Genomic DNA, 12,635 nt, shown 5'->3' on the forward strand with positions numbered 1-12,635 from the left:
GCGTTCAGAATCAGTAGTCCAGACCCTGAGACGGGATCACTAGACCCGTTTCGTAGGCATAAACCACAGCCTGCACACGGTCTCGCAAATGCAGTTTGGTCAAAATTCGGCGGACGTGAGTTTTTACCGTAGCTTCTGAAAGGAAGAAGCGGTGAGCGATTTCCGCATTTGATAGTCCTTCGGCGAGCGCTCGGAGCACTTCTTGTTCGCGCGGAGTCAGGTCATCAAGCAAGGGATCTCGAGGTATTTCTTGCTTCTGACCAGCAGCTGACTTACCGCCATTACGCACATAGGTTTCCAGCAGTCGAGCGGTCACCCGCGGGGCAACCACCGCGTCGCCCGAGGCTACCAAACGCACAGCTTGCACTAGTTCTTCAGGGGCTACATCTTTGAGCAGGAATGCACTGGCGCCGGCCTGAAGTCCGGAGAATGCGTATTCGTCTAGGTCAAAGGTTGTAAGAATAATGATCTTGGTTTCCGGATGCGCCTTGGCAATGCGTTCGGTCGCTTCGAGACCGTCCATCTTTGGCATGCGTACGTCCATGAGCACCACGTCAGGTTTCAGCACGGCCGTCTGCGTCAAGGCATCTAACCCATCTGCAGCTTCGCCGACAATGACAATGTCATCCTCGCCTTCGAGAATCAGTCGGAATCCCATTCGTAACAGCGGCTGGTCATCGACCAGCAAGACTTTAATTTTTTCGTCCACGTCTATTCCTTCGCCGTCTTCTGCTTCTCATTGTTCACGCTGCATTCGGGTAGCTTCAGTACCGCTTTAACAATCCAACCGCCACTGGCTACCGGCCCAGCTTCTACGGTGCCGTCAAAGAGCGCTGCGCGCTCACGCATGCCGCGCAACCCTCGACCACTACCAACACTAGGAACTCTGGTGGCGTCCCCGTTGTCCATGACTTCCAGTCTCAGTTCATCACGCCGTCGTTCCAAACGTACTCGCACATCACTGACGTTACGGGCATAGCGCAATGAGTTGGTTAGAGACTCTTGGATCATCCGGAAGACCGTGAGCTGGAAAGTGGTGTCTTCTGGCAGTGCTCCCCCGGTTTGGGTAAACGTAATGGGAAGCCCCGCTGTTCTAAATCCCTCCAAGAGCTGCTCGACATTTCCGCCGGTAGGTTGTGGCTCCAGCTCACCGGTTTCGTTTTGACGTAGTACCCCAAGCATGCGACGCATATCTGCCAGTGCGGCTCGTCCGGTGCCCGAGAGCTCATTGAGCACTTCGTCGGCGCGGGTTTGATCCCGTTTAGCCACGACGCGGGCACCTTCGGATAGGGCAATCATCACCGAGAGTGAGTGGGCCACTACATCGTGCATTTCTCGGGCAATGCGGTTTCGTTCTTGAACCTGGGCCAAGGTGGAAACCTGCCGTGCCCAGTGATTTAGTTCTGCTTCATGGATTCGCGCATTGCGCACAATCAAGCCAAGTACGGCTGCGGAGATATAGAAGCCGATGATGAAACTTCCGGCAACGCCAATGAGAATCCGGCTGAATGTGGTCTCATCAATTCCGTCGCTTTGATCCAAATCCATGTCGGTCATTTCCGGGAAGCCCATCAATACCATCAGGACCGTTTGAAAACTGGCGGCAAGAATAGCCAACGGAATGGTGCGTTTGGCCGAATAGCTCGTGGCGACCGTGTACAGGGCAATCATCATGCCCACGCCGCCCAGTCCGCCTTGCGGACCGGCAATAACCAGGGCAACACATTCAAAGACGAAGACCAAGATAATCACGGTCATCGGCGCTTTTCGCCGATAGAGCAGTGCGGCGCCTACGGCCAGAGTGACCACCAACAGACCAGTCGCGTTGGTGTCCGGCATTGCTGCCATAATCAGGACGCTAGGCAGCGTGATCAACAAATAGATGCCGACGACGCCAACAACCACCAAGCGGGGATGGGTGCGCAAGTAGAGGCGCAACCGTCCCATTCGCTTGGCGGTCAGTGCATCAAAGGAAGCGACAGTTTCCTGCAGCGTCTGTTGGGTCATGATTCCAGTGTAGTTTTCTCTCAGTAACCGCTGATTACTTGATATCTCGCTTGGCAAGCAAGACCGCGCCTAGAGCCAACGGAACAATGATCCATCCGGCAACGCCCAACAGTTGTTGCCACAGTTCTAGATCGCTTGGCGCGCTCAGCGGTGTAGCCAGAGACAGACCCAGCTGGTCTGGCAGGAATGCCGATACGTTTGGTAGCCAGTCCACATATGAGCCAAAGATGGCGGTGATGATCGGCAAGACGAAGAACACTGCGGCCAGAACCGTAATGCCGCCGGCGGAGCTGCGGAGCAAAACGCCAAGCGCCAAACCGATCAAGGCTGCCATGATCACTGCCAGGGTGCCGTACCAGAGCACCGATTGGAATGAAGAGCTGCTAAATTCCAAGGTCAGATTGTAGTTTTCAGCGACCGGCTTGGCGATGATGAACGCCAACAGGGTGGAGACTAGCTGCGTGAGACCGGTGAGCACAACGGTGAAGATAATCTTTGCTGTCATCACCCGAAGTCGTTGCGGGCTGGCCAAAAAGGTGCTGACGGCGGACCCTGTGGTGAATTCTCCGCTGAAGAGTAGTACGCCGAGCACTCCGAGAATCAACTGGTTGAAGACCAGTCCGGAGCCCAGCGTTTCGCTGGCAAAGCCTGGCTGGGACATAGTTCCCATGCCTTCCATCTGGCTTGGATCGCTCATGTCTTGAAGCAAAGATCCGATAGCCCAAGTGGCGATGACGGCAATGCCTACATAGAGCACGATGGAAAGGGCAATCAAGATCCCGGTGGATTTCAGCGAGAACATGCGGATAGCTTCGCTGCGCAGGACTCCAGCCAGAGTTACTTTGCCGCGTAGCGGGGTTTGAATCTGAGTTGTCATGGCTATTACTTCCCGCCGCGGTTCTCGGCAACAATGTTCGAGTGGTATTCCACGGCGTCTCGGGTCAATTCCATGTAGGCATCTTCCAAAGTGCGCTGCAGCGGGCGTAGCTCGCTAAGGGCCACACCAGTTTCTAAAGCGCGGCGTCCGATAACTTCAGAATCTGGTCCGGTGACTTCCAGAGTCTGTGCGTCAATCCGGCGAAGTTGCACACCTTGGCTGCTCAGGGCGTTCATCAGCACTTCGATATCGCTCGATTTCACGATGGTCTGAGCAAGGCCGTTATCAATGAATTCACTAATCGGCGCATCAGCCATGATGCGTCCTCGACCAATAACGATCAAATGATCAGCTGTTTGCGCCATTTCGCTCATCAGGTGAGAGGAGATGAAGACGGTTTTGCCGGCGGCGGCCTGCTGTCGGGCTAGGTTTCGCACCCAGGCAACACCTTCAGGGTCCAGTCCGTTCACTGGTTCATCCAGGATCAAGACCTGCGGGTCACCTAGCAGTGCGGTTGCAATGCCAAGACGTTGCCCCATGCCCAAAGAGAAGCCGCCGATCTTCTTGCGGCGAACCCCAGTTAGTCCGGTCAATTCCAAGACTTCGCTGACACGGGAGCTGGGTAGTCCGGCCGTGGCGGCGATCGAACGCAAGTGCGAGGAAGGAGTCAGCGATTTATGTACGGACTTTGCCTCTAGCAGCGTGCCAACCTCGGTGATTGGATGTTTTGATTTTTTGAAGTCCCGGTTATTAACCAGCACCTGGCCTTGGGTAGGCGCGGCCAGTCCCACGATCATTCGCATGGTGGTGGACTTGCCGGCTCCGTTGGGGCCGAGGAAACCGGTGACTTGTCCGGGTTGGACGGTGAATGACACCTGATCTACTACGGTTTTGGAACCGTAGGTCTTCGTCAACTGCTGTGCCTGGATCATTTAACCAGCCTACGAAAAATACAGTTGCATTGAACCGCTCAGAGTGCTGATCTTTGTCTCCCTCCAAAGGGTTAGACCGCAGCCTGATAGCCAACAGGGCATGCACCAGATGGTGCATGCTCTTCTCTAGGTTTTACTTTGCTGACTTCCAGTTTTTGATACCAAACTCGCGCTTGAGCATGGCTTTGGCTCCGAGGAATCCGCCCATGCCGTGTACCGACGGTCCCGGAGGGGCTGCGGAGGAAATCAGATACAGTCCCTTGGATTGCAAGTACCACGGGTCCAGCGAAATTCGTGGGCGTTTGATACTGCCCAGAAGATCCATGGTGCCGCCAGAGAGATCTCCACCGATCAGTGCTGGATTCTGCTTTTCAAGCTCTTGCGCGTTGACCACGTGTTTTTCGAGGATGATGTCAGAGAACCCGGGGGCCGCCCGCTGGATCATCGTTTCAATCGCTTGACTCATATCTGCGGGTGAGTTCAGCGGAACGTGGCAATAAGCCCAGATAACGTGCTGGCCAGCAGGCACACGTGAGTCATCAAAGAGTGAAGGCTGGGCCACGATGGTAAACGGCTTTTGCGAGCCAACGCGTGCCGCGGCACGCTCTGCTCTGCCGACCTGCGCTGCACTTCCACCGAGATGCACGGTGCCTGCCGTTGCCAGTGCCGGGTCGCTCCACGGCACGGGCTCAGAGAGCACAAAGTGCACCAAGCAACTACCCGGCGAGCGCCGGGTGGCGCTCATAGCGCTAGAGAGCTGATCCGAAAGATGACCTGCGCTGAGCTTTGCGGCTTCTTCGGCCGAGGTATCAAAAAGAATGTTCTGCGCTGCCAGATCATCAATATGGTTCACTCGTACACCGGTGTGAATTTGCGCGCCATGAGCCGTGGCTTCGGCTGTTAACGCATCGCTGATAGCTTGGGAGCCACCTCGTGGGATTGGCCAGCCTTTGGCGTGCGCGGTAGCAGCTAGGAACAACCCAGCTCCGGCATTGGCTGGCCCTCGTGATCCACCGGCAACGTGAGCCGCGCATCCGGCATACAAGGCGGCAGCCCGCTCGTATTTGCTGGAGCGTACGTTCTTCAACGCCATCCCGCCCAGCGAGCTAAGCGCAAAAGTGGCCAGTAACGATGGGTGAGAAGGGACTTTGAGCAGCGGGTTCAGCAAGGTATCGCTGAGCGAGTCGATCTGCTCAACTAACGGGGCAATTAGCTTTTGATAGTACTTCCCGTCCTCGCCGCCCAGTTCTTGCACCGTACGGTCCAAGTCCTTGTAGGCATAGGCCGTGCCCTGATCAAGCACATGGGCGAAGGAGAGCTCCGGGACAATGAAGTCCACCTTGTCGTGGACACCCAATTCACGCATGGCCTGAGATTGAAGCGCCATCGGATGCACGGCGCTACCCAAATCAAACTTTGCTTCAGAGCCATCCAGACTCTGGGTTCTGGCAGCACCGCCAATAGTTTCATTAGCTTCGTACACCTGAACGTTCAGTCCAGCCCGAGCCGCCACAGCGGCGGCCGCCAGCCCGTTAGGACCAGCACCGATTACGGCAACGTCAATCACTGTTGGCTCCCTGCAAATTTTTTAGTTTTCTTTTCCCCCGGGAACAATCCGCGCAGGGTAAATCGGTCTGGTGCACCAGCGAACTCTCCGGCCAACGGATCCAATTGGCCAACGGCACGGATTGGATCTCGTCGTGGGTCCAGAATTGAGCGGGCCACTAAATACATCAAGTACGCGAGCATGAGCATATGCGCGGCCACAAGGAAGACGTACCCGGTTTCCGGGAAGGTCTTGATGGGATCTTCCGCGGAGAACGAGTCCAGATAGTTCCAAAGCCCGTAGAAGTGCGCTATTTCCACCAGCATCCAGATCACAAATTCTCTCCAGCGTGGCAAGGCCAGAACGAACAACGGGATCAGCCACACGATGAACTGCGGTGAGTAGACCTTGTTGACCATGACAAAAGAAGCAATGATCAAAAATGCCATGGAACCTAGCCGTGGGGTCTGTTTAGCCAACAGCCCCAGCAGTGCCACCCCTACGCAGCACAGGAAGAAGAGGATCAGCCCGTAGCGCGAGATCTGGTCCGCTTCAAAGATTGGAAGACCAGGGTTCTTGCCTGCCACTACATTCCAGGCGTGCCAGAAGCTAGAGAAACCCGCACCACGTTCTGAGGAGAAGTTGAAGAAGTGCATAAACGAGTCTGGGAAGGCCAACGCATATGGAAGGTTTACCAGAACCCACGTGGCAGCCGCAGTACCGGCGGTAACCCAGAAAGTTTTGAATTTCCCGGTGCGGACGGCTAGAACCAGTAGTGCTCCGAGGATAAAGAATGGATAGATCTTCATCGCCGCGCCAAGCCCGATCAGGACTCCGGCAAGTACCGTGTGCTTACGCGCAAAGGCAAGCATGCCTCCGGCTAGCAGGGCTACAGCCCACATGTCCCAGTTGATGCTTCCGGCCAGGATGATGCCCGGGGCAATGGCGATCATCGCCGCATCCCATGGTCGGCGTCCGGTCATACGCACGGTGCAAATCACGGTGAGCATCCACAAAATCGCGACCAGCAAGAGATTGATGTCGAAGTACATCAATGAGCGGTTAGCCACCGAGTGGGGAACAATCGAAGCCACGGCGGAAGCCACCGCGCTCATTAGAACCGGGTATTCAAATTCGGCACCGGAACTAAAGGGTGCCCAAGGATTATCGGCAAAGCCGCGAGCACCAAATAGTGGCACCCAGTCGCTGTAGCAGGCATAAACGTAGGGATTATTGCCACCCCAACCGCTAACTCGGCAGGGGTTCTTGGCCAGCAGCATCAGCAATGCTCCCACGGTGGTCATCAAAATGATGACTCTTTCCACGCTGAAGAACCCTGGATCTACTCGTCCGGGATCACTGCGCCGTCCTAAGGGACCACCGATGAGTGCGGTGAATTGGCGAAGGAAACCGTCGGCCCGTGATGGCACGGTGATACGCAGAGGTCCACGCTTGGGTGGTGACTGGTTAGGCTCGTGCATACTCTCCAGCCTAAATGCTTTGTCCTTGCTCACAGCTTTGAACACCAAAGTTTCATCCCAATACCTAGTGCCGACGATGTTCGAAGCGGCAAAAACTCAGTCATAAGATTCACGTAAACCGCTTGCTGACCTCACATTCAGCAAATTTGCAGGTGATTACACCGTGACTTCACCCCTCGTTTACCTAAATACTCCCGGCTAGTTAACTAAGGCCCATAGCGTCGTATTTGTGAACGAAACCAATCAGCCAAGTGCCATGGCGATCATCCCCGCGCGGGGAGGGTCCAAGGGCATCCGGCTCAAAAACCTGCGTGAGATCGGCGGCAAGTCGCTGCTCGGTCGAGCCATTGAATCAGCAAAGGCTGCGGCGACTGTCAGCGACGTCGTGGTCAGCACGGATCATGAACAGATCAAAGCCGAAGCACTTCGTTACGGGGCGCGAGTTGTTGACCGACCGGCAGATATCGCCGGGGATACGGCCAGCAGTGAGTCAGTCCTGGAACATGTCTTGGCAAACACCAACACGTTGCCAGCGGTGACCCTGTTCATTCAGTGCACCAGCCCGTTTATCGACCCAGCCGATCTCGACGCTGCCATCACCACGGTGACCTCCGGGCGCGCTGAGGTCAGCTTCGCAGCAGTGTCCGACCACGGATTCCACTGGGGACTTGATGAGCAGGGCGAGGCGGTGGCCATCGGGCACGAAAAGCTGCACCGCCCACGCCGCCAGGACCGCGAACCACGCTTCCTTGAAACCGGAGCGTTCTACGCGATGGAAACCGCAGGCTTCTTAGCTGCCGGACACCGGTTCTTCGGCCGGGTTCGAGTCCATGAGGTTCCCGCCGAACACGGTATCGACATTGATACCGAGGCAGATCTCAAGCTCGCCGAACTCAGCGTCACCGATGAGCCGGCACCGATCGAGGTTGACGCTGTCATCACCGATTTTGATGGTGTGCACACCCCGGATACCGCCTACGTGGATGAGCACGGCACCGAATCCGTTCGTGTTTCACGCTCCGATGGAATGGGCGTGGCTCGGCTTCGGGCCGCAGGAGTGAAGTTCCTGATCCTCTCCAAGGAGGCCAACCCGGTGGTTGCCGCCCGTGCAGCCAAACTAAAAGTTGAAGTGGCCCACGGTATCGAGAATAAAGCCGAATACCTGGCCCAGTGGTTGGCCGATGAATCGATCAACCCGGCACGAGTGGCCTATGTCGGCAACGACATCAATGACCTCGGCGCCATGAAACTTGTTGGCTGGCCCATTTCCGTGGCCGACGCCAACAACCAAGTGCACCAAGCTGCACGCCACCGCCTGACCCGCAAGGGCGGCTATGGGGCGGTGCGAGAACTAGCAGAGCTAGTGATCGCGGCACGCTCCACCACAAATTTCCCAAGTTTCACCCAATGAAAGGCAAGTCAATGACCTCCGTGACCACCGATATCAAGCCAGTAGCCATCGGCGAATCCCAGCTCGGCGCAGGCCAGCAGGTCTACGTCATCGGCGAAATCGGCATCAACCACAATGGTGACATCGAAATCGCCAAGCAGCTGATTGATGTTTCGGCTGAGGCCGGCGCCAACGCAGTGAAGTTCCAAAAGCGCACCCCGGAAATCTCCACCCCTACCGATATGCGTGACAAGATCCGCTCCACCCCATGGGGCGATATGACCTACCTGGACTACCGCTACCGCGTTGAGTTTGATGCAGCTCAGTACAAGGAGCTCATCTCCTACGCAGCTTCCAAGGGTCTACACGCTTTTGCTTCCCCATGGGACGTTCCTTCGGTTGAATTCATGGAAGAGCAGGGTGCAGTCACCCACAAGGTAGCTTCGGCATCGGTCACCGACATCGAGCTGCTCAAGGCCCTGGCAGAAACCGGCAAGCCAATCATTCTCTCCACTGGCATGTCCACCATCGAGCAGATCGACAAGGCCGTTGAGACCTTGGGTACTTCCAACCTGGTCATGATGCACGCCACCAGCACCTACCCACTGCCTCCAGAAGAGGCTAACCTGCGCATGATCGAAACCCTGCGCGATCGCTACCAGGTTCCAGTGGGCTACTCGGGCCACGAGCGCGGCCTGCAGATCTCGCTGGCAGCCGTGGCACTGGGCGCTGTGACCGTAGAGCGTCACATCACACTGGACCGCACCATGTGGGGTTCGGATCAGGCTTCCTCACTTGAGCCAAAGGGCTTCGAGTCGCTGATCCGCGACATCCGCATCCTCGAGCAGGCCATGGGTGACGGCGTGAAGAAGGTCTTCCCAGGCGAGTTGGCTCCACTGAGCCGCCTGCGCCGCGTCGACGCATAATCTCAGTTCTCCCCGTGACTTCTCGGCGGCCGAACCTTCCCGGTCCGGCCGCCGAGTGTCATTAGTTTTCACTTCATCACTTAGCACCAACCAAAGGAAGCCAGTCCCGCCATGACGAGCCCGATCCCTGGCCGCATATCCGTGGTCATCCCGGCCTACAACCAGGAGGCGTACATCTGCGACGCGCTGGCTTCCCTTTCACGCCAACAGCTGGGCCGTTGGGAGATGGAAGTGCTCGTGGTTGACGATGCTTCCACCGACGCCACCGACGCCTTAGTCCAGTCGTACCTGGACACAGTCCCGGGGCTTAAGCTGATCACGTTGGAAGAAAACGTCGGAGTTTCAGCTGCCAGAAATATCGCGTTGGAACAGGTCACTGGCGAGTTTTACACTTTCTTGGATCCAGATGATTGGTATGGCCCGCAGCATCTGGCTACCCTTGCGGACACCTTGAGCAACTTGCACGTTGATTTTGTACGCTGCGACCACGTCCGCGTCAGTGGCACCACCCGCGTGATGTTCCGTGCTCCTCAAGCCTTGCGTGGCATCGTGCTAAATCCTGCTGATGACATTGAGCCAATCGATTCACCGTCCATGGTGGACTACCCCTACTCATGGGCCGGGATGTACCGCACCGAGCTCATGCGCAGCATCGGCTGCTTCTACTTTGATGAGCAGTTGCAATCTGCCGAGGACCGTCCGTGGATCTGGAAGCTGCACCTCGATACCTCACGCTATGCAGTCATCTCCTCCCCCAGCGTCTTCTACCGACGCGGACTACCAAGTTCCCTCAGCCAGGTTTTTGACGAGCGCCAGTTAGGTTTCCTCGAGGCCTACAAACAAGTGCTCGCTGCCGTACGAGAACACCCAGATTCCGCCCGCCATCTTCCCAAGGCTTTGCGGCAGTTCTTCGCCATCGTGTGCCACCACGAGAAGCGTTCCAAGAACTATCCACCGCAGGTGCGACTGACCATCAAGCAGCAGCTGCGAGAAATCTTCAGCGACATCGACGTCACCGTTGCCCACCAAGTAGTACTCGAAATGGATGTTGCCCGGCGCCGGCATATCCTTTCCTACCTCCAGCCAGGGAAGATCGGGGTCAGCAAGTGATCGCACTGATTGAAGCCAGCAGCTACTTCCAGCTCGCTTCTTTGGCCGCGATGGCCGATGCAGGACTTCTTCCAGAAGCAGATGAGTACGTTTTAGTTTTGGTTAATGGCTCACAGGTTCCAGAGCTAACCACCGCGTTAGATGAGGTTCCAGGCTTTGAAAAACTTGCCTCACGTTTTGATCGGGTGGTGGACTTCGCTGCACTGCTGGCCCCGCGCCGCCCTTTTCAGTTCAACCCGCGTGAAGACGAATTACACATTTTTGAGCGCCTGCTGCGCCAAGCGTGGGACCTCGGTGACGGGACACTGACCTTGGTTTTGGAATCGATTCAGGTCAACCCTGCCCGCGCCCTGGCTCGCATCTTCTTTGATGCACAATTATGGGTTCACTCGGACGGGCTCATGTCCTATGGCCCAACCCGTTCCAGGCTAGCTATGTCGTTGCGCCAACGTTTGATGGGAACAATCCATGTGGATCTAGTTCCTGGATTGGAACCGCACCTGCTCGCCGAGCTCGAGCCAGCACGCAAAGAACTTCATACCGAGCAGTTGGCTCAAGTTTTCACTGAACTCGCTACCGATGCTCATTTTGATTTGCCTGCGTCCTCGGCGCTGATCCTCGGACAGTACCTCGGATCCCTTGGATTGATGGATTCCGAAGAAGAGTTTGATCTTCACGTCAATATGCTCCAAGTTGCCATAGACCGTGGGCTGAGTACCGTCTTGTTTAAGGCGCACCCTTCAGCCAGTGCCACCTCGGCTGCGCGGTTGGCTACTGTCGGCGCCGAATTGGGATTAGATTTCCGAGTGTTGAACACAGATCATCTGGCAGAAACGGTGATCACTGCGGTGCGACCGAAGGTTGTTATCTCTTGCTTCTCTACCGGCCTGGCCACGGCCAGATACATTCTTGATACCGAGGTCCATGCCGTGGGCACCGGCATGATGCTCCAGGCGCTGGCTCCCTATGAGAATTCGAACCGTATTCCACTCTCGATCATTCATGCCCTGTTTGTTCAGGGCCTGCCAGCTCCTACACACAGCGAAACTGATGACCAACTTTCGGCATTGCTGACAGCCGTGGCGTACTGCATGCAGCCTAATCAGTTACCTGAATTGCGTGAGGCCGCTGAAGAGTTCCTGGCCGCCAACTACCTTGATTTCTCTGAACACTTCAAGCGCCGTCGCATCACCAAGTTGGATCTGCCACCACGCTTCGTTCATCTGGCCCCTGCGCGACGTACCTTGCCGTCTAAGGTTCGTTCAGCCTCGCGTCGAGTCTTGCGTAAAGGGTCAAAGAGACTTGATAAATTGTCCAGATCCCTGGGCCGACTGGCAAAATGACCCTCACCATGATGAAACTGACCCAGCATGATACTCACGAAGTTCCACGGCCTCGCTTTGGCACGGCACACGTGTGGGTTGAATCCCCCTTGCAGTTACTCTCTGCCGTAGAAACTCACGCGGCAGGGCTCCTTGGTACGAACATTAGGGTCGTCCCACGTTTGGGCATGCCTCTGGAGGCAACCACCGAAGCGTTGCTGGCTCGTGCACCGGATGGTGTTCACTTTGAACCGGCCGCACGCAAACCACCTCATCCTAAAAGCTCTTCGGACCGTTATGTGACCGGAGATGCCTATTCGGGAAAGGTGCAGCGCAGTTTGCTGGCCGGAGTTAAAGCCAAAGAAATCATCATCATCGATGACGGGCTAGCAACCTTGGCACTGATCAAGCAGCTCATTAGCGATACTCCGGTGCCCTTGGTCCGCGCTCGAGCCAAGAATTCGGCAGCACGAGTTGCCATGGGTCTTGCTACCTGGCATCGGTTGCGCCAGCTCGCACGTGAAGAGCGACTGTTGATCGTCTCGGCGCTTTTTGTTGATCCTCCGACTCGTCAGAAGATGACCGCGTTGGGAATCAAGTTCGCTCAACACAAGTTTGAGTGGCTCGCTACTCAGCCGGTGGCCGAAAGTTTCACCGAACCAACCCTTTTGATCGGTTCAGCCATGGTTGCCGATCAGTTGATTCACGAACAGCCCTACCTGCAGTGGGTTGAACAGATCGCTTCGGAAGGTTCGGTGGCCTATTTCCCGCACCGACGTGAGACCCCACAGTTGCTGGAAAAGATTGCCAAGATTGATCAAGTAGTACTCAAGGAACATACGGTGCCCATTGAAATGCGCCTTCGTGTGCTGCGTCCCGGCCAGGAAATCCGGGCGCTTCCTTCCACGGTCATCCCTTCACTGCGATTGCTGCTGGGATCTGATGCGCGATTCCTTTACCCGCAGGCGGTTCCTGAACATTGGTGGACCGACGATACAGAACTTGAACTTCGTGAGCACCTATCCAGTTCGTTGAAGGTGTGAA

The 12,635-nt window shown here is 56.2% G+C and carries 11 protein-coding genes; 5 read left to right on the plus strand and 6 right to left on the minus strand.

Annotation, left to right across the window (positions count from 1 at the left end; genetic code table 11):
* Positions 1-10: 10 nt before the first annotated feature.
* The 6 genes from ACT3RW_RS17095 to ACT3RW_RS17120 form a co-directional block, all read right to left on the minus strand.
* Positions 11-715, minus strand: a complete 705-nt coding sequence (locus ACT3RW_RS17095) for a response regulator (RefSeq protein WP_131089628.1) — start codon at positions 713-715, stop codon at positions 11-13.
* Complete coding sequence (locus ACT3RW_RS17100) at positions 712-2,007, minus strand: sensor histidine kinase (RefSeq protein ID WP_444614576.1); 1,296 nt, start codon at positions 2,005-2,007, stop codon at positions 712-714. Before ACT3RW_RS17100 ends, ACT3RW_RS17095 begins: the two co-directional genes overlap by 4 nt.
* 34 nt (positions 2,008-2,041) lie before the next feature.
* Positions 2,042-2,884 (minus strand): hypothetical protein, encoded by an 843-nt coding sequence (locus ACT3RW_RS17105; RefSeq protein WP_131089630.1) that lies wholly within the window; start codon positions 2,882-2,884, stop codon positions 2,042-2,044.
* Between the two features lie 5 nt (positions 2,885-2,889).
* Positions 2,890-3,816 carry an ABC transporter ATP-binding protein gene (locus tag ACT3RW_RS17110; protein WP_444614577.1) on the minus strand — a complete coding sequence of 309 codons (927 nt, stop codon included), beginning with the start codon at positions 3,814-3,816 and terminating at the stop codon, positions 2,890-2,892.
* A 133-nt stretch (positions 3,817-3,949) separates the two neighbouring features.
* A complete protein-coding gene (locus ACT3RW_RS17115) occupies positions 3,950-5,383 on the minus strand; it encodes a phytoene desaturase family protein (RefSeq protein ID WP_444614578.1) in 1,434 nt (477 codons plus the stop codon).
* Complete coding sequence (locus tag ACT3RW_RS17120) at positions 5,380-6,843, minus strand: glycosyltransferase family 87 protein (protein WP_131089633.1); 1,464 nt, start codon at positions 6,841-6,843, stop codon at positions 5,380-5,382. The genes ACT3RW_RS17115 and ACT3RW_RS17120 overlap by 4 nt, the downstream gene beginning before the upstream one ends.
* A 229-nt stretch (positions 6,844-7,072) precedes the next feature.
* Here ACT3RW_RS17120 and ACT3RW_RS17125 point away from each other — a divergent pair, with 229 nt between their 5' ends.
* The 5 genes from ACT3RW_RS17125 to ACT3RW_RS17145 all read left to right on the plus strand — a co-directional run bounded on the left by ACT3RW_RS17125 (position 7,073) and on the right by ACT3RW_RS17145 (position 12,634).
* Positions 7,073-8,254: an acylneuraminate cytidylyltransferase gene (locus tag ACT3RW_RS17125; RefSeq protein WP_131089634.1), complete on the plus strand. Its 1,182-nt coding sequence runs from the start codon at positions 7,073-7,075 to the stop codon at positions 8,252-8,254.
* An 11-nt stretch (positions 8,255-8,265) separates the two neighbouring features.
* A complete protein-coding gene (locus ACT3RW_RS17130) occupies positions 8,266-9,159 on the plus strand; it encodes an N-acetylneuraminate synthase family protein (protein ID WP_131089635.1) in 894 nt (297 codons plus the stop codon).
* A 111-nt stretch (positions 9,160-9,270) separates the two neighbouring features.
* Complete coding sequence (locus tag ACT3RW_RS17135; RefSeq protein ID WP_444614579.1) at positions 9,271-10,269, plus strand: glycosyltransferase family 2 protein; 999 nt, start codon at positions 9,271-9,273, stop codon at positions 10,267-10,269.
* Positions 10,266-11,612: a polysialyltransferase family glycosyltransferase gene (locus tag ACT3RW_RS17140; RefSeq protein WP_444614580.1), complete on the plus strand. Its 1,347-nt coding sequence runs from the start codon at positions 10,266-10,268 to the stop codon at positions 11,610-11,612. The genes ACT3RW_RS17135 and ACT3RW_RS17140 overlap by 4 nt, the downstream gene beginning before the upstream one ends.
* An 8-nt stretch (positions 11,613-11,620) precedes the next feature.
* Positions 11,621-12,634, plus strand: a complete 1,014-nt coding sequence (locus ACT3RW_RS17145; protein WP_444614581.1) for a hypothetical protein — start codon at positions 11,621-11,623, stop codon at positions 12,632-12,634.
* Position 12,635 lies beyond the last annotated feature (1 nt).

Source organism: Glutamicibacter sp. AOP5-A2-18 (assembly GCF_052446055.1).
GTDB lineage: Bacteria > Actinomycetota > Actinomycetes > Actinomycetales > Micrococcaceae > Glutamicibacter.

Coding starts and splice junctions, on each gene's coding strand:
- ACT3RW_RS17100 (WP_444614576.1), bottom strand. CDS start 2,007: ATGACCCAACAGACGCTGCAGGAAACTGTCGCTTCCTTTGATGCACTG.
- ACT3RW_RS17105 (WP_131089630.1), bottom strand. CDS start 2,884: ATGACAACTCAGATTCAAACCCCGCTACGCGGCAAAGTAACTCTGGCT.
- ACT3RW_RS17110 (WP_444614577.1), bottom strand. CDS start 3,816: ATGATCCAGGCACAGCAGTTGACGAAGACCTACGGTTCCAAAACCGTA.
- ACT3RW_RS17120 (WP_131089633.1), bottom strand. CDS start 6,843: ATGCACGAGCCTAACCAGTCACCACCCAAGCGTGGACCTCTGCGTATC.
- ACT3RW_RS17130 (WP_131089635.1), top strand. CDS start 8,266: ATGACCTCCGTGACCACCGATATCAAGCCAGTAGCCATCGGCGAATCC.
- ACT3RW_RS17135 (WP_444614579.1), top strand. CDS start 9,271: ATGACGAGCCCGATCCCTGGCCGCATATCCGTGGTCATCCCGGCCTAC.
- ACT3RW_RS17145 (WP_444614581.1), top strand. CDS start 11,621: ATGATGAAACTGACCCAGCATGATACTCACGAAGTTCCACGGCCTCGC.